Origin of the sequence: Arenibacter arenosicollis (assembly GCF_014397245.1) — a bacterium.
Classification (GTDB): Bacteria; Bacteroidota; Bacteroidia; order Flavobacteriales; family Flavobacteriaceae; genus Arenibacter; species Arenibacter arenosicollis.
Window position 1 is genome coordinate 318,181 of sequence record NZ_JACLHY010000002.1, and the last position, 18,010, is coordinate 336,190.

The 18,010-nt window shown below is 40.0% G+C and carries 12 protein-coding genes; 2 read left to right on the forward strand and 10 right to left on the reverse strand.

The annotated features are described in order from the left end of the window. Window positions 1-35: 35 nt before the first annotated feature. The 7 genes from H4O18_RS04405 to H4O18_RS04435 are packed head-to-tail and all read right to left on the reverse strand — an operon-like array spanning window position 36 to window position 9,822. Window positions 36-1,094 carry a cytochrome c oxidase subunit II gene (locus H4O18_RS04405; RefSeq protein WP_187581891.1) on the reverse strand — a complete coding sequence of 353 codons (1,059 nt, stop codon included), beginning with the start codon at window positions 1,092-1,094 and terminating at the stop codon, window positions 36-38. A gap of 34 nt (window positions 1,095-1,128) precedes the next feature. After that, on the reverse strand, window positions 1,129-2,442 hold the full coding sequence (locus H4O18_RS04410) for a quinol:cytochrome C oxidoreductase (RefSeq protein ID WP_187581892.1): 1,314 nt from the start codon (window positions 2,440-2,442) through the stop codon (window positions 1,129-1,131). An 18-nt stretch (window positions 2,443-2,460) separates the two neighbouring features. After that, on the reverse strand, window positions 2,461-3,021 hold the full coding sequence (locus H4O18_RS04415; RefSeq protein WP_187581893.1) for a c-type cytochrome: 561 nt from the start codon (window positions 3,019-3,021) through the stop codon (window positions 2,461-2,463). Between the two features lie 11 nt (window positions 3,022-3,032). Then, window positions 3,033-3,554 (reverse strand): DUF3341 domain-containing protein, encoded by a 522-nt coding sequence (locus H4O18_RS04420; protein WP_187581894.1) that lies wholly within the window; start codon window positions 3,552-3,554, stop codon window positions 3,033-3,035. Window positions 3,555-3,556: 2 nt separating this feature from the next. Continuing rightward, window positions 3,557-5,305 (reverse strand): NrfD/PsrC family molybdoenzyme membrane anchor subunit, encoded by a 1,749-nt coding sequence (gene nrfD / locus H4O18_RS04425; RefSeq protein ID WP_187581895.1) that lies wholly within the window; start codon window positions 5,303-5,305, stop codon window positions 3,557-3,559. 33 nt (window positions 5,306-5,338) lie between these two features. Next, window positions 5,339-8,458 carry a TAT-variant-translocated molybdopterin oxidoreductase gene (locus H4O18_RS04430; RefSeq protein ID WP_187581896.1) on the reverse strand — a complete coding sequence of 1,040 codons (3,120 nt, stop codon included), beginning with the start codon at window positions 8,456-8,458 and terminating at the stop codon, window positions 5,339-5,341. A gap of 35 nt (window positions 8,459-8,493) precedes the next feature. Then, a complete protein-coding gene (locus H4O18_RS04435; protein WP_187581897.1) occupies window positions 8,494-9,822 on the reverse strand; it encodes a c-type cytochrome in 1,329 nt (442 codons plus the stop codon). Window positions 9,823-10,050: 228 nt separating this feature from the next. On the opposite strand from H4O18_RS04435, the gene H4O18_RS04440 reads away from it, so the two are divergent. Further along, window positions 10,051-10,422, forward strand: coding sequence for an SPOR domain-containing protein (locus tag H4O18_RS04440; protein ID WP_187581898.1), 372 nt, complete (start codon window positions 10,051-10,053; stop codon window positions 10,420-10,422). 42 nt (window positions 10,423-10,464) lie between these two features. Here the strand turns inward: H4O18_RS04440 and infB are convergent, their stop codons facing one another. The 3 genes from infB to rimP are packed head-to-tail and all read right to left on the reverse strand — an operon-like array spanning window position 10,465 to window position 15,068. Further along, the gene (infB, locus tag H4O18_RS04445) at window positions 10,465-13,317 is read right to left on the reverse strand and encodes a translation initiation factor IF-2 (RefSeq protein ID WP_187581899.1); all 2,853 of its coding nucleotides are present in this window, start codon (window positions 13,315-13,317) and stop codon (window positions 10,465-10,467) included. Between the two features lie 43 nt (window positions 13,318-13,360). After that, a complete protein-coding gene (nusA, locus tag H4O18_RS04450; RefSeq protein WP_031442384.1) occupies window positions 13,361-14,593 on the reverse strand; it encodes a transcription termination factor NusA in 1,233 nt (410 codons plus the stop codon). 13 nt (window positions 14,594-14,606) lie between these two features. Continuing rightward, entirely contained in the window at window positions 14,607-15,068 is a 462-nt protein-coding gene (gene rimP / locus H4O18_RS04455; RefSeq protein WP_187581900.1) for a ribosome assembly cofactor RimP, read from the reverse strand. A 574-nt stretch (window positions 15,069-15,642) separates the two neighbouring features. Here rimP and H4O18_RS04460 point away from each other — a divergent pair. Next, entirely contained in the window at window positions 15,643-18,000 is a 2,358-nt protein-coding gene (locus tag H4O18_RS04460) for an alpha-L-fucosidase (RefSeq protein WP_187581901.1), read from the forward strand. Window positions 18,001-18,010 lie beyond the last annotated feature (10 nt).

Below are 18,010 nucleotides of genomic sequence, written 5' to 3' on the forward strand. Positions count from 1 at the left end.
TTTAAATATTTTTATTATTATTTTTAAAGACTAAATTATTGTGCTGAAGCCATGGATTTACCAAAAGTCTGCTGACTTGCTATCCATGCATTATATTCCTCCTCCGTTTCTACAATAATTTTCATTTGCATATTGTAATGAGACTTTCCACATATCTTATTGCACAACAAGATATAGTCAAACTCCCAAGGATCTGTATTATCAATACCCCGAGATGCCTTTTCGGCCCTAATTCCGTTAATGCGCTTTACTTTATCCACAACATCCGGATTCTGTCTCATCTCCTCAGTGGTAATTGTAGGAGTAAAAGAGAATTGGGTAATCATCCCTGGTACACAATTCATCTGCGCCCTAAAATGAGGCATATAAGCAGAATGCAGAACATCTTGAGAACGCATTTTAAAATTGACCTTTCTACCCACCGGCAAATGCAATTCCTTAACTATAATATCATCGGCTGCATTTGGATCTGAACTATCCAAACCTAGTATATTGGCCTTATCTATATCGATCATTCTAACATTGGCATCACCCAATACATTATCATTACCCGCATATCTGGCAGTCCAGTTAAATTGTTGGGCATATAATTCAACGGTTAGAGGGTCGTCCTCATCATTGATATCCATAATATTGGTCCAAGCATACAAGCCCCACAATATTAAGCCTGCCAACACAATAACAGGGATAATGGTCCAGATAAACTCCAAACGATCATTATCGGCATAGAACAATGCCTTTCTTTCCCTGTCACCCCTGTATTTAAAGGCAAAATAATGCAATAAAAACTGGGTTAATGTCTGTACAATAAAAATGATTACAAATGAAATAACCATCAAAGAATCATACCCTCCCCCATGCTCGGAAGCGGCTTCCGGCAAAAGTACCTTTGTATATTTCCAAAAGCTAAAAATGGTAATTCCATAAAGGAATATCAAGAAAGCGAACATTAAATACCCATTGTATTTATTATCTGTTTCACTTGCTACTTGGGAATTGCTAGTTCTAATTTGTGACAATTCGAATATCTTGGTCATTTGCCAGATTGCAATTGCCACTAATACTAAAACAACTATGGTCAAAAATGGAGTCATCGTATGATTTGAAATTATACTTATATACTAAATACTAATAATGAAAATGCTTACTCTCTTCTATAAACGGATTTCGTTTTGGCTGCAATGGTGCTTTAGTCAAAGCCCTGAAAACAAAAAATATAAAAAATCCGGTAAAGAATAATATGGATCCAATTTCTGGGATACCTATAAACCATTGGTCACCAACAGTGGATGGCATTATAGCGTTAAAAATATCCATGTAATGTCCAGCCAAAATTACGATTCCAGTCATTACTACAAACCAATTCGTTCTCTTAAAATCACTATTCATAAGCAAAAGAACGGGGAACAAGAAGTTCATTGCTACCATTCCGAAAAATGGCAAATTAAAATCAGCTATCCTAGTAACGTAATAAGTCACCTCTTCTGGAATATTGGAATACCAAATCAACATAAATTGAGAGAACCATAAATAAGTCCAGAAAATACTTATACCGAACATGAATTTGGCCAAATCATGGATATGACTGTCATTAACATCTGGTAAATAACCTCTAGCTTTTAGATAAATGGTCACCAAGGCTATTACAGTAATACCAGATACAAACATACTGGCAAAAATATACCACCCAAACAAAGTACTGAACCAGTGTGGATCTACACTCATAATCCAATCCCATGACATCATGGACTCGGTAATCAAATAGAAAACCAGAAAGCCAGCAGAGATTCTAAAATTCAATTTAAAATTGGAATCGTCATTGGACTCATCTTGAGCCAAGGACAATTTACGGGAATACTCCCTATATAAGATCCAACCACCCAAGAAAACAGCAGCCCTGATCAAAAAGAATGTACCATTAAGAAATCCAGCCTTACCTTGCAATAGTGCATCATGAGCAACCACCTCTGGATCCATCCACACGAACAAATGATTCATGTGGGCAACCGATAAGGCCAATATTGCAAATACAACAATACCACCAGGCACCAAATAGGCCGTAATTCCTTCCATTACCCTAAAGAGCAATGGCGACCAGCCAGCTTGCGCTGCCCGCTGAATAGCATAAAAAGCCAAAACACCCAAGGCAATCATAAAGAAGAAAAAGGCTGCAACATATAATGCCGCCCAAGGCTTATTTTGCAACTGATGCAACAAATGTTCATCATGTGATGCATCATGGGCATCTCCATGTTCCATTTCGGAACCATGACCCTCCGCAACTGCATGAGCATCCCCATGTCCGTCACCGTGTCCGGCAACAATGGCCTTCGCCTCTTCTACAGTACTTGGTGCAGCCATAAAACCGATACCAATTCCCAAAACGCCCACAGCCATTAAAATGAAGGAAGCAATTTTTAATCTATTTGAAAAAGTGTACATATTGCTAATATCTAGGTCTTATTTTGTTAAATCTTGTTTCAATTTCATCACGTATTCAGAAACCTTCCAACGCTCTTCGGTATCCAATTGTCCTGCATAGGACCCCATGGAGTTTAATCCATAGTAAATGGCATGGTATGTAGTTCCTACAGTTACGTTTCTAGCTACATCTGCATAACTGGGCACACCCAATATTTTTTCTCTTTTCACCAAGTTACCCTGTCCGTCTCCCTTATCGCCGTGGCAAATGGCACAATAAATAGTATAGAGCTCCTTGCCTACAGCTAGATTTGCTTCATGCTTCAAGGAATCCAATGGACTTGGATTTACCCTTGCCAATTCTTTTCCTTCCATAGTATTCTCTATTCCGTAAGGCATCCATCCCCTTGCTACCGTATTTTCGGCGGGAAGTTTAGCTTCCATATCATCCGGAAGAAAATCAACTTTCTGGTAGGTCTCATAACCTACGGACTCGTACATATTGGGCATGTATTGATAGTTTCTGCTATTTTTGTTTGCACAAGAAGCAACTAATAATACCAAACCAAATAAGACTCCTATTTTGCTAAAACTGTTCATAATATCTATGACTACTTTTCTGTAATATTAATTTCGACTGCTCCCGTATCCATCAACAGATCCCTTAATTCCTGTTCGTTATCATGAATTTCAATTTCCATTAGGAAATGGTCATCCGTGGTTCTAACATCTGGATTTTCAGCTTCTTTAAAAGGCCACAATCTACTTCTTAAGTAAAACGTGATTACCATTAGATGCGCCGCAAAAAATACCGTTAGCTCAAACATGATCGGCACAAAAGCCGGCATATTCTCCAAATAACTAAAACTTGGCTTACCACCAATATCCTGTGGCCAGTCCTCGATCATGATATAATTCATCATAACAATTGCAACCGTAAGACCAACACAACCATACATAAAAGAAGTAATTGCAATCCTAGTTGGAGCAAGCCCCATAGCTTTGTCCAAACCATGTACTGGGAAAGGACAATAAACCTCCTCTATATGATGCTTTGCCGCTTTTACCTTTTTAACAGCATGCATTAGCACATCGTCATCATTATAAAATGCATGTATAACTTTCGACGCCATAATTATTTCTTATTATTTAAAATCTTTGCTTGTCCTGCCCAATCATCTCTTTGTGCCCTTCCCGGGAACGATTCTGTAATAGAATCCAACAGATCATACTCCTTATTGGTCATACGACCCACCTGTGCGAATGTATATATCCCTATTTGATTCAAGGTAGCTTCCATTTGTGGACCTATACCTTTTATTTTCTTCAGGTCATCTGCCGTCTGCTTAGTAGGATCAAAAGTTCCAATAGTACCTAATAGTTCAGAAACTCCAACTTTATCACCCTTCGCCGGAACAACTTCTCCCATTATAACGTCATCGGTAATAGGCTCTTTTTCCTTAACTACAGGCTTGTTCGTGGAAATTACATACAAAGGCTTACCTGCATCCCTTAATTTCTTATACCTCTCACCCGAAGATTTCAAAATAGACTTCACCTCTGCCTGGGCAATTACCGGGAAAGTTCTAGCGTATAACAAAAACAACACAAAGAAGAATCCTATGGTTCCAATGAAAATCCCTATATCCACAAAAGTTGGAGAGAACATTGTCCATGAAGACGGAAGGTAATCACGGTGCAATGAGGTTACAATAATTACAAACCTTTCAAACCACATACCTATGTTTACCACGATAGAGATAAAGAAGGAAAACATAATACTGGTCCTTAGCTTCTTAAACCACATAAACTGAGGCGAGAACACATTACAGGTCATCATTGCCCAATAAGCCCACCAGTATGGTCCGGTAGCCCTATTCAAGAAGGCATACTGCTCATATTCAACTCCTGAATACCAAGCCATAAACAACTCCGTAATATAGGCACAACCTACAATGGAACCTGTCAACATAATAACTATGTTCATCAATTCTATATGCTGAACAGTAATATATGATTCCAAATGACAAACCTTCCTCATGATGATCAACAAGGTGTTCACCATAGCAAATCCAGAGAAAATAGCCCCAGCAACAAAGTAGGGAGGGAATATTGTTGTATGCCATCCCGGTATTACCGATGTAGCAAAGTCAAAAGATACAATGGTGTGTACAGAAAGTACCAGCGGTGTAGCCAATCCGGCCAAGACCAAAGAAACTTCCTCAAAACGCTGCCAATCCTTGGCACGTCCTGTCCAACCAAAACTTATAAGACTGTATATTTTCTTCTGAAAAGGTCTAACTGCCCTATCACGAATCATGGCAAAATCAGGCAACAATCCAGTCCACCAGAAAACAAGGGATACTGAAAGGTAAGTAGATATTGCAAATACATCCCAGAGCAAAGGAGAATTAAAGTTTACCCATAGAGAACCAAACTGGTTTGGAATAGGCAATACCCAATAAGCCAACCAAGGACGACCCATGTGAATTATCGGAAACAATCCCGCTTGTATAACCGAGAAAATGGTCATCGCTTCAGCAGAACGGTTAATAGCCATTCTCCATTTCTGTCTAAACAGCAATAATACCGCTGAGATCAAGGTTCCAGCGTGACCGATACCTACCCACCAAACGAAGTTGGTAATATCCCAGGCCCAGCCCACTGTTTTATTTAATCCCCATGTACCGATACCTGTTGATACCGTGTAAATTATACATCCAACACCCCATAGGAATGCCGCTAATGCAATGGAAAATACAATCCACCAATGCTTATTGGCCTTCCCTTCAACCGGAGCTGCAATGTCCACGGTTACATCGTGGTATCCTTTATCTCCAAGAACTAAGGGTTTTCGTATAGGTGCTTCGTAATGCGACGCCATAATTTAATTTATAGTTACGTTCCTCTAATTTGATTAAGCTTCGTTTGTATTTCTCACTTTAACGTGATAAAAAACATTTGGTTTGGTCCCAACATGCTCCAACAAGTGATACATGCGGTTACTTTCCTTTAATTTCACAATTTCACTTCCTTTATCATTAACGTCCCCAAACTTCATAGCACCATTACCACATGCAGCGGAACAAGCCGTTTGAAACTCTCCATCCTTAACCTCACGACCATCCCGTTTGGCATCTAGAATTGTTTTTTGAGTCTTTTGCATACACATAGAACACTTCTCCATAACACCCCTAGACCTAACAGTAACATCAGGATTGATGACCATTTTTCCTAAGTCGTTGTTCATATGGTAGTCGAACTCATCGTTTTCATTGTAAAGGAACCAGTTAAACCTCCTTACCTTATAAGGACAGTTATTTGCACAGTACCTAGTACCCACACATCTGTTATAAGCCATATGGTTTTGACCCTGACGCCCGTGGGAGGTTGCTGCCACTGGACAAACAGTCTCACATGGAGCATGATTACAATGCTGACACATTACAGGCTGGAATGCCACTTGAGGATTGGTAGAAGGATCCTCCATCTCACCAAAACCACCCAAGGACCCCTTATCCCCGAACAAGCCTTCAAATTCTTCTTTTTTGGTATCATCTTCTGCAAAAGTCTCTTCGGAAGAATAATACCTATCTATACGCAACCAGTGCATATCCCTAGATTTCCTCACTTCAGCCTTACCTACTACCGGTACATTGTTTTCCGCATGACACGCTATAACACACGCACCACAACCTGTACATGCATTCAAATCTATGGACAAATTAAAATGATGGCCAATAGAACGGTCAAAGCTATCCCACAAATCCACTGAAGTGGCAGGCACTTCTTGATGATCCAAGGATACCACAGGAACAACATTCCATTCTTTGGCATCCTTAGTATTAAATATCTCTAAGGTAGTTTCTTTAATAATATCGCCCCTACCCATTAAAGTCTTATGCAATTGAACACATGCAAATTCATGCATTCCAGCAGATTTCTCTATGGTAACAGCCTGGGTACTGGAGAAATTACTGTACAAGGCATAAGCATTTACACCTGTTTGCATTTCACTCTTCATACCAACCGTTTTGCCGTACCCAAAGGAAAGTCCTAATGAGCCTGGAGCCTGTCCTGGCTGAACAATAACCGGTACGCTATCCAAAGCAACACCGTCTACAGTAAGTTTTACATAGCTACCATTTAAACCGCCATCAGCAACATTTTCATTGACCAAGCCTAATTTCTCAGCATCAGCTTTAGAAACGGTAACGTAGTTATCCCAAGAAACCCTTGTAATTGGATCTGGAAACTCTTGCAACCAAGGATTACTTGCCTGCTGTCCGTCTCCCATACCAACTTTGGAATACAAAGTTAATTCCATACCGTCTGCCGTAGCTCCGGACAAACTTCTAATGGCCGAAGCCAAAGGAACCTCAGTAGGTGTCTCCACCTCTTGCCCAACAACGGAGGCAACAGCTTTTACAGCCGCTTCATCCGCCATTGGAACCGAAGCAAAAATACCATCGTGTAATGCCTGATTCCAGTCACTACCCCCCAATATTCCAGCATTCCAAGTTTCTTTTATATAATCGTAATAAGTTTTATCACTGTCCATCCATTGCAACATAGCGCCCTGGATCTGTCTTGTATCAAACAACTCTTTTATAGTAGGCTGCATTAAGCTATAATGCCCCTTCTTCAATTGGGCATCACCCCAAGATTCCAAATAATGATTTGAAGCCCCAACATACTGAACCAATTCCGTAGTCTCATTTCTGTTGGTAGAGAAAGCCACTGTTAAATCTACATTCTTGATTCCTTCTACAAAATCAGCAGTATTTGGCAGTGAGTATGCAGGGTTGACACCATCCATTAACAAAGCGCCCACCTTACCAGATTTCATATCGGCCAATAAAGCATTTACGGCCTCAACATTACCCTGTCTTACATACTTGGGAGCAGCAGCATCAAACGCCTTACTTCCCAACATCTCATTAATGGCCAAAACTACAGCCTGGGCATTAACATCATCTATACCCGTTACAACAACAGCATTAGATTTATTCTTTAGTACCTGACCGGCAACAACATCCAATGCAGCTTTTGCACTTTCCGGTAAATTACCACCACCAGAAGTACCATTGAGCTTACCATAAAAATAAGCCAAGGCTACTTTTTGCTCAGAAGGTGTCAAAGGCACTCTTTTATCCGCATTAGCTCCAGTCAAGGACATATTGGCCTCGAACTGCACATGCTTGGACATTTTTCCATTTTTAGGAACTCTACCCTTGGAATACCCTCCATCATATCCACCACCTTGCCAATCTCCTAAGAAATCAGCACCAAAAGAAACAATGATGTCTGCATTCTCAAAATTATAATCGGCCAAAGCCCTTTCACCGTATTTGGCCTCAAAAGCAGAAAGCGCAGCATCTTGGGAAATGGCATCATAAGTAACATGATCCACGTTTCCGTATGCCTCTTTAAATTCAGTTATCAATCTAGAAGTAGACGGACTTGCATAAGTCTGCGTTAAGACTGCAATTTTTTTGGTTGATTTTTTTAATGAGCCTAATTTAGATTTTACCGCAGCATCCAAATCGCTCCAAGCAATAGGCTCGCCATTAAAGGTTGGCCCCTGCAAACGAGTACTGTCATACAATGACAAAACCGAAGCCTGTACACGAGCATTGGCATTACCTCCGATTTTTGCATCGGTATTGTTTTCAATCTTAATTGGTCTTCCCTCGCGTGTTCTCACCAAAATACTGGCAAAATCAAAACCATTTGCAATGGTAGTAGCATAAAAATTGGCCACGCCAGGAATTATATTATCCGGTTTCACCACATAAGGAATAGACTTGATTACCGGACCCTCGCAAGCTGCCAATGAAGCCGCAGCCGTACTAAATCCTACGTACTTAAGAAAATCCCTTCTGTTGGTCGAAGATGCCGCCAATGTTTCCTTATCACCCAAGAAATCATCTACAGGAATCTCTTGAACAAATTCATTTTGTCTTAGCGTCTCAACAATGGAATCGTTGGGGTTTAATTCCGCCTCGCTTTTCCAGTATTTTTTGTTTGATGACATATGATATATCTGAAATTATCTTCTAATTAGTTTGATTAATAGTGACACTTACCACATTCCAATCCACCCATTTGAGCGGCCGTAAGTTTATCAACCCCGTATTTTTTTGAAAGTTCGGAATGAATCTTTTCATAATACGCGTTACCCTCCACCTTAACATTGGTCTCACGGTGACAATTAATACACCAACCCATAGTTAAAGGAGAATATTGATACATAATTTCCATTTCCTCAACAGGCCCATGACATGTCTGACATTCAATACCTGCCACAGAAACGTGCTGCGAGTGATTGAAGTATGCAAAATCTGGAAGATTATGAATCCTCACCCATTCTACCGGCTTGGATTCACCAGTATACTTCTGATTTTCCTCATCCCATCCTACAGCTTTGTACAATTTTTTGATTTCACCAGTATAGAATTCATTGGTATACCCATTTGCCAAATCTTCTTGACTTGGACCTTCTGGATTACCTTTGTATTCATAAATGGATTTATGACAGTTCATACACACATTTAAAGATGGTATACCGGAAGTTTTGGATACCCTTGCGGAAGAATGACAATATTTACATTCTATTGCATTATCACCGGCGTGTATTTTATGGGAATAGTGAATAGGCTGTATTGGAGCATAACCCTGATCCACACCAACCTGCATCATCCAACCATAAGCAAAATAAGCACTGCCCAATAAAAGGAAGATAGAAAATACCAGCACCAAAAATTGATTTTGCGCAAATGCTTTCCAAATTGGCGTCCTTTTCTCGGCCAACTCTTTTTCCAATACCACGCCGTTTGCTTCAGCAATACGTCTCAAGGTTTTGTTCACCAAGACAAGCATCATCACCAACAAAGCAAAGACCAACGCCAAAGCACCCAAAATTATTTCATTGGAAATTCCAGAGGAACCTCCACCACCTTGAGCAGCACCATCAGCAGCAACAGGTGTTGCAGCAACCACTGGAGGCGCATCGGTATACGCTAAAATATCATCGATATCCTGATTGGACAAAGTTGGAAAAGGCGTCATAGCCGCCTGATTGTACTCATTGTAAATCTTAAGGGCAGCAGCGTCACCCGCCTTAATCATGGCAGGGCTGTTCTTTATCCACTGATAAAGCCACTCCTTGTCATGCTTCTCCGTCACTGCAGCCAATGCCGGACCGGTCATTTTCTTGTTCAAAGAGTGACAAGCGGCACAATTCTGATTAAACAGCTGTTTACCCTTAGCAGCGTCACCTTCACCCGATGAAGCGGCGACAGTTTCCTGAGCAAGAAGGGAATTTGAAAGCAGTAATACTACTACCAGACTGACACCTAAAACTTTAGAAATTAGATTGCGGTATGGAACCTTTTTCATATTAAAAATATTTCTATCGAATGTTTGGCATGATATTTATACATTAAAACTACAATTGGAATGACCATGCTCAAATTGATGGCAAAAATACACATTAGACTTTATTTGGGAAATGTTAAGGTATTGATAATTTACAATTTATACCAATTCTAAATAAAAATAAAATCTTTTGATTGATTCTTAATAATTTACATTTGTAGCGTCTAAAATTCTTAACATAAATACCCTATGAAAACCATTTCTTTTTCACTTATTTTGGCTTGTTCCGCTTTTTATTGCAATGCACAACAGGGCAATATTAATATTCAACAAGACGAAAAAATCACGGACTTAATGGGAATCTATAAATCTGTAAACGAAAGTAGCAGTCATTACAGAATCCAGGTTGGGTTTGGCACCTTTAGGGAAGCCGAAATCCTAAAGGCAAACGTAGACAAGGATTTTCCCACTTGGCCTACCAAAATCGATTTTGAATCCCCCAGTTATCGGGTTAGGATAGGCAAATTCAAAACCCAATTGGAAGGGGAGCGAAAACTTATTGAAGTAAGGCAAAAATATCCGAGTGCCATGCTCTTAAAACCAGAAAAAGCGACCAATTAGGTCGCTTTTTCTTTTTAAATACTTTTTATTAATTGTTCCTGGCTATTTCAATTTCTTTTTAACAGCCACTTCCTGGAATGCTTCTATGATATCCAATTCCTGAATGTCGTTATAATTTTTAATTTGTACACCACAATCATATCCTTTGGCAACTTCTTTAACATCATCTTTAAATCTCTTAAGGGAAGAGAACTCTCCAGTGTAAATAACAACACCATCCCTAATTAATCTAATATTGGAATTCCTAAAGATCTTACCACTAGTAACCATACAACCTGCAATGGTACCAATTTTGGATATCTTAAAGGTTTCACGGATTTCAGCTGTACCTGTAATCTCCTCTTTCATTTCAGGAGACAACATACCTTCCATTGCATCCTTAAGATCGTTGATAGCGTCATAAATAATAGAATACATTCTAATATCTATTTCCTCTTTTTCCGCAACCTGTCTGGCATTACCCATTGGCCTAACGTTAAACCCTATAATAACCGCATCGGAGGCAGAAGCCAACAATACATCGGATTCCGTAATAGGTCCAACAGCTTTATGGATAATATTGACTTGTATCTCATCTGTAGACAATTTCTGGAACGAATCTGTCAAAGCCTCCACAGAACCGTCCACATCCCCTTTAAGGATAATGTTCAATTCTTTAAAGTCTCCAAGTGCAATACGTCTTCCAATCTCATCCAAGGTAATATGACGTTGTGTCCTAACCGATTGTTCCCTCAATAATTGGGAACGCTTGGTAGCAATCTGCTTGGCCTCACGCTCATCTTCAAGAACGTTAAATTTATCCCCAGCTTGTGGAGCCCCATCCAATCCTAAAATGGATATTGGTCGTGATGGCCCTACTTCCTTAATACTGTTTCCACGCTCATCCTGCATGGCCTTAACCTTACCGCTACAAGTTCCCGCCAATACATAATCACCTATTTTCAAGGTACCTGCCTGAACAAGAATAGTTGAAACATATCCTCTTCCTTTATCCAAAAAGGCTTCCACTACAGTACCTGAAGCCAACTTATTAGGATTAGCCTTAAGTTCAAGAAGTTCAGCTTCCAGAAGTACTTTTTCCAATAACTCCTTAACACCAAGACCTGTCTTCGCCGAAATATCGTGAGACTGAATTTTTCCACCCCAATCTTCGACCAATAAGTTCATTTGCGCCAAACCGTCCTTAATTTTCTCAGGATTGGCCGTAGGCTTATCTATTTTGTTGATTGCAAAAATTATGGGAACCCCTGCCGCTTGCGCGTGGCTTATGGCTTCCTTGGTCTGTGGCATAATATCATCATCTGCCGCTACCACAATAATTGCTATATCCGTTACTTGGGCACCACGGGCACGCATCGCCGTAAAGGCCTCGTGACCTGGAGTATCCAAAAAGGAAATCATTTGTCCATTCTCAAGAGTAACACCGTAGGCACCTATATGCTGTGTGATACCTCCACTTTCACCGGCAATAACATTTTCCTTTCTAATATAATCCAGTAAAGAAGTTTTACCGTGATCCACATGTCCCATAACTGTTACAATAGGAGCTCTTGGCTGCAAATCTTCAGGAGCATCTTCTTCCTCCACAATACTCTCCTCCAAGTCAGCAGTTACGAATTCAACTTCATAACCAAATTCATCGGCCACTATGGATAAAGTTTCAGCATCCAATCGCTGGTTCATGGTTACCATGATACCCAGAGACATACAAGCCGAAATTATTTTGGTAGTTGGAACATCCATCATTGTTGCCACTTCACTGGCAGTAACGAATTCTGTAACCTTTAATATTTTACTTTCAAGTTCTTGTTGCTCAAGGTCCTTTTCAGTTTGCTGACGGTGCTGATCTCTCTTATCCCTCCTATACTTGGCACCTTTTCCTTTTTTGGATTTTCCTTGAAGTTTTTCCAAGGTTTCCCTTACCTGCTTTTGTACATCTTCCTCGGTAGGCTCTACCTTGGCATTGGATACAAAACGTTGTCCGGGAGCTCTTCTAACTACTGGCCCTCTTCCTTTAGCAGCTGGAGGTCTACTCGTGGTATTGTCACCTGGCTTACTAACTATTCGTTTTCTTCTCTTTTTCCTATCGGCAGCATCTCCTGCCTTTGGAGCTTCTTTTTTCTTTTTGGGCTTTTCGAATTTGGTAAGATCAATTTTATCTCCCATAATCTTAGGCCCACTAAGCTTTTGATATTTAGTGGTTATAACCTCATTCTCTCCAGTAGATTCCTCCTCTGAAGAGGAAGCCTCCTCCTTTTTATCTTCCTTAACCTCCTTAGCTTCTTTGACCTCCTTAACCTCTTCAGGCTTAACAGCTTCTACCTTTGGAGTTGCTTCTTCCTTAACTTTGGGAGCTTCCACTTTTTCAGGAACCTCTGCCTTCACCTCTTCTTTGGATTCCTTTTCTTTGGTTTCCTTAGCAACAACTTCCTCTACTTTTTCCTCAGCTTTTTCTGGAGCCTTTTCTGGTTCCTTTTCCGGAACAACTTCTTCTTTTTTAACTGGTGCAGCTGGAGTGGTTTTCTTACCTGCATCCAAATCTATTTTCCCAACAGTTTTTGGTCCTGCAAGTTCCACTCGACCCTTGATGATATTATCTCTCTCGGCCCTCTTTTCCCTTGCAAGCTTTTTCTCCTCCTGCTCTTGCTCCAATTGTAATCGTATAGCTTCCTTTTCCTTCCGCTTTTCTTCACCCACCTCTTTGGACGCAACTTTCTTGCTCATGTCCGTCTGGAACTCATCCAATAGAACTTGATATACCTCATTCGATATCTTAGTGGTAGGCCGTGCATCTATATCATGCCCTTTGGACCCGAGATAGTCTACCGCACGGTCCAATGAAATATTAAGTTCTCTTAGGACTTTATTAAGCCTTATCGTTGCATTATCCGCCATAAAAAAAAATTCCTATTCTTGTAATTTACTGCTAATATATAGTTTAATCTTCTAATTCTTCCTTAAGAATTCGCACAACTTCCAAAATTGTTTCCTCTTCCAAATCGGTTCTTTTTACCAAATCATCCACATCCTGTTCCAAAACGCTTCTGGCCGTATCCATACCAATTTTCTTAAATTCTTCAATGATCCAAGCTTCAATTTCATCGGAGAATTCTGTAAGCTCGACATCTTCCTCAACACCTTCACGGAACACATCGATCTCATAACCGGTTAATTGTCCGGCCAACCTAATATTATGACCTCCCCTACCTATCGCCTTGGAAACCTCCTCTGGTCTTAGATATACTTGAGCAGTCATTTTCTCATCATTCAATTTCACAGAAGAAACCCTTGCAGGGCTCAATGCCCTAGTAACCAATAACTGTGGATTACTGGTCCAGTTGATAACATCGATATTCTCATTGCCCAATTCACGGACAATTCCATGTATCCTAGACCCTTTCATACCTACACAGGCTCCTACGGGATCAATACGATCATCATAGGAATCTACAGCCACCTTGGCCTTTTCCCCTGGTATCCTTACTGCTTTTTTAATGGTAATCAAACCATCAAAAACCTCTGGGATCTCCTGGAAGAACAGTTGCTCCAAAAACAAAGGAGAACTTCTGGACATGATTATGGTAGGCTTGTTACCCTTAAGCTCAACACTTTCTATTATACCACGAACATTATCCCCTTTCCTAAAGAAATCGGACGGTATCTGCTTGTCTTTTGGCAAAATAATCTCATTTCCTTCGTCATCCAAAAGAATAATTGCCTTATGCCTAATATGATGAACCTCTGCGGTATAAATCTCGCCTTCAAGGTCCTTAAATTGCTTATAAATTGTAGTATTATCGTGCTCGTGTATCTTAGAAATCAGATTTTGTCTTAAAGCCAAAATAGCTCTTCTTCCAAGATCGATCAATTTTACTTCTTCGGATACATCTTCCCCAACTTCAAAATCCGGTTCTATTTTTCTTGCTGCAGAAAGCGAAATCTCCTCGTTTGGATCTTCCACTTCTCCATCCTCGACCACTACCCTGTTTCTCCAAATCTCCAAATCCCCTTTATCCGGGTTTATAATGATATCGAAATTGTCATCGGAACCAAACTTCTTCTTTAACGCATTCCTAAAAACATCCTCCAAAATCGCCATTAGCGTTACCCTATCTATGAATTTATCATCTTTAAATTCTGAGAAAGATTCGATTAGCGCAATATTTTCCATTTTTGAACTACAATTAAAATTTTAATACAACTTTAGCTTCTTTAATATCAGAAATAGCGATCTGCTGCTTTTTCTGAACCGTAATTTTCCCTTTTCCTATGGGTTTGGGTTCCCTATCTTTCCATTCCAAGGTAATACTATCCTCTGATGCCTCTGTTAACTTTCCCTCGAACTCCATATCCTGGGTTTTAACTTCAAGCTTTCTTCCTAGATTTTTTGCGTACTGCCTAGGCAACTTGATCGGTGAGGCTGCTCCGGCAGAAGCAACTTCCAAGGAAAAATCCTCTTCCTCCCTGTCCAAATTATGCTCTATGGCACGACTTACATTCATACAATCCTGCAAAGTAACGCCATGATCACCGTCCAAGGTTATCCTTATCTTATTATCCGCGGTTACGGAGAAATCCAATAAAAAAAGTGATTGATCCTCCTTTAACGCCTCTTCTAAAAGTGCAGTAACTTTTTCCTTCAACATATACTTCGGTTTTATTAAACACCTGCTTTAAATCTGAAATCGACATGCCTCAGAATATAACTTAAAGCTGTTCTTTTACCGTACCGTTTAAATAAAGTATAGTAATAAAAGAGGGGACAAATTGTCCCCTCATGAATACTTTATATTCTTTCAGCACGGCAAATATACATAATTTTTAGATTCTACAATAATCTAAGTTATTTATTCTAAAAAAGATACGGAAAATTCCTGCTCTTTATTCAGGGGCTATCCTCTAATTTCACCAACTATAACAAAACAATTATCACTCCATTTCTAGTTGATTCCTTACCTTGACACCTGCCCTTTTCAATAAAATTTTTATTTCATGCACTTCTACAGCGTGTTTTTAAATAGCACAAATAATGCAATTATAAAATGAATCACCATTTACAAGGCTATCCAAATCCTACCAAGTCAAATTCATTGGTAATCCTTCCATTTTCGATCCAATTCTTGATGATTTGGTAAATTACCATCATACATTGAGTAAAATCAAGTAGTCATTCATAAGGATTCACCATATTTTTAGACTTCCAAACAAGATAAGTGTCCAATGATCAATTCTACCAAACTGTTCAATTTTTTAATGGCGTGCCTCATTAGTTGCAACGTTCTTGCGCAAACGCCATTTGAGAATCCAATAAAAAAACAAGGTCGGCTCAACTCCCCATTGGTTGAAACCTCTCCCTTTGTATTCCAAAATAAATTATACCTCTTGGAAAACAACCAACACTTCTGGGATGTGGAAGGGGCCAAACCGGGTGAATATTTTCATGAAGATGAAATCCGAATAAGGGACCTTGAATCAGGGAAATTAATTTCTGTTCCCTTAAAAAATCATGGATTTGGAACAGTATTGACCTGGAAAGGCATTGTTTATGTTTTTGCTGGCAATTACGGAAAGGAAAAACCTTGGCGGCAGATGACAGAGATAACCATGACCAGTTCAAAAGATTTGAAAAATTGGTCAAAGCCCCGTACTGTATTAAAAGCCTCAGGGCAAGAGTTCTTTTTCAACACTGCGGTATGTAGGGGAAAGGATAAGTTTATTTTGCTTTACGAGACCAATGACCCCTACTGGAAACCTTTTACGTTCCGATATTTGGAATCGACAGACCTGATCAACTGGAAGGAAATTCCAGATGCCATTTATGGAACTAACAAATATGTAGGTGGTCCTGCTTTATACTATGAGGGAGGTTGGTACTATACCCTCTACCTAGAGGCACTTAACAAATCATGGGAAACACATATTACGCGCTCAAAAGAATTGATTCAATGGGAGGATGCACCGAAAGACCGGCCTTTCGTTACTTTTGACCCAACCCACTTTAACATGCCTTTGACTGACCCCAAAATCAGTGAAAATAATGTTTCTGATGTGGAACTGTGTTATTTTAACGGAAAGACCATTCTTTATTTTACCGGAGGAAATCAACAAATTGCTGGCGATTTGCAAAGAGCTACTTATGAAGGAACCCCTAAGCAATTGTTCGAACATTTTTTCGAGGATAGTGAAAGAAACATGGAGTCACCACCAGAGCACAAAGGCAATTGGACACCTGTTCTTACCGCTCCTCAGGAACAAACAATGAATGGAAAAAGCCCCACATTTGAGGTAACCAATAAACCCTCCCCTCAACAACTTTCATTTCAGGAAAGACAATTAGGAGCATTTATTCACTATGGCCCTGCAGCCTATATTGAATCCGATATGATGTCCGTACCCGCTGCCGATGTTTTTAACCCTTCCCAATTGGATGCCGAGCAATGGGTGAAAACTGCCAAATCCTTTGGCGCCAAGCATATAGTTTTAACAGCAAAACATCATAATGGCTATTGCCTGTGGCCAACCGAAACTACGGATTACTCTATAAAAAAATCACCTTGGAAAAAGGGTAAAGGCGATGTTGTTGCGGAATTTGTAAAAGCTTGTCGCAAATATGATATTAAGGTTGGATTATATGTCTCAGGGGGCGATAAGCATTTTGGATGCAGTAGTACCCCAGACCCCCAGGGTGAAAGAAAAATTGTAGGGGATATCCACAGGTACTTTCCTGTATTCATGGAACAACTAAGAGAACTATTGACCAACTATGGTGAGATATCATACCTTTGGTTCGATGGTGCCTACGATCCCTTCGGATGGGATATCATGGATCCTAAAACCATGCAACCACTTGGAACTGCCTATGGAGATGCTATCCACTCCATGGTAAAGCATTTACAACCCAATGCCGTAATTATGGGAGGCACAAAACCGGATGTAAGATGGTCCGGAAGTGAACAAGGATGGGCCGCATATCCCTTAGAAAATATTGTAAGACCAGGAGAAGGTCTCGAAATGTGGGTGGGACCGCAAAATGCCGGCTGGATTCCCGCAGAGGCGAACCTTCATACCAGAAGTACTTGGTTTTGGACACCGGATTCGGACAAAACATTGAGGGACATTCCCTTCTTAAAGAATGTATATTTTGAAACCATTGGTCGTGGCGCCAACTTGCTTGTCAATATGACACCGGACACCACCGGCCTCATTCCAGAGGCTGAAGTAAAGCGATTATCCGAATTTGGGAAAACGCTGGAAGAAACTTTTGCAAAACCTTTGGGCAGTACCTCCTCAAAAGATGATCAACCCAATAACCAACTTGTAATTGATTTTCACAAAAAGCAAAAAGTGAATCTACTGATCCTGGAGGAAGATATACAACACGGCCAATACATAGACACCTATAAAGTTGAAGCGTACGTTGACAGGCAATGGAAAACTATTGCAGAAGGCCAAAGTATAGGAAGGAAGCGCATTCAAACTTTCCCTGTAGCCAAAACCTCCAAACTCCGACTTACTATTGAAGGGAAAGATGAAAGGATGTTTATAAAAAATTTCACGGTTTATTTTTCGGTAAAATAAACCGTGAAAT

Coding starts and splice junctions, on each gene's coding strand:
- H4O18_RS04435 (WP_187581897.1), bottom strand. CDS start 9,822: ATGAAAAAGGTTCCATACCGCAATCTAATTTCTAAAGTTTTAGGTGTC.
- H4O18_RS04420 (WP_187581894.1), bottom strand. CDS start 3,554: ATGGCGTCGAAAGTTATACATGCATTTTATAATGATGACGATGTGCTA.
- H4O18_RS04440 (WP_187581898.1), top strand. CDS start 10,051: ATGAAAACCATTTCTTTTTCACTTATTTTGGCTTGTTCCGCTTTTTAT.
- H4O18_RS04410 (WP_187581892.1), bottom strand. CDS start 2,442: ATGTACACTTTTTCAAATAGATTAAAAATTGCTTCCTTCATTTTAATG.
- H4O18_RS04430 (WP_187581896.1), bottom strand. CDS start 8,458: ATGTCATCAAACAAAAAATACTGGAAAAGCGAGGCGGAATTAAACCCC.
- infB (WP_187581899.1), bottom strand. CDS start 13,317: ATGGCGGATAATGCAACGATAAGGCTTAATAAAGTCCTAAGAGAACTT.
- H4O18_RS04415 (WP_187581893.1), bottom strand. CDS start 3,021: ATGAACAGTTTTAGCAAAATAGGAGTCTTATTTGGTTTGGTATTATTA.
- H4O18_RS04460 (WP_187581901.1), top strand. CDS start 15,643: ATGATCAATTCTACCAAACTGTTCAATTTTTTAATGGCGTGCCTCATT.
- nrfD (WP_187581895.1), bottom strand. CDS start 5,305: ATGGCGTCGCATTACGAAGCACCTATACGAAAACCCTTAGTTCTTGGA.
- nusA (WP_031442384.1), bottom strand. CDS start 14,593: ATGGAAAATATTGCGCTAATCGAATCTTTCTCAGAATTTAAAGATGAT.
- H4O18_RS04405 (WP_187581891.1), bottom strand. CDS start 1,094: ATGACTCCATTTTTGACCATAGTTGTTTTAGTATTAGTGGCAATTGCA.
- rimP (WP_187581900.1), bottom strand. CDS start 15,068: ATGTTGAAGGAAAAAGTTACTGCACTTTTAGAAGAGGCGTTAAAGGAG.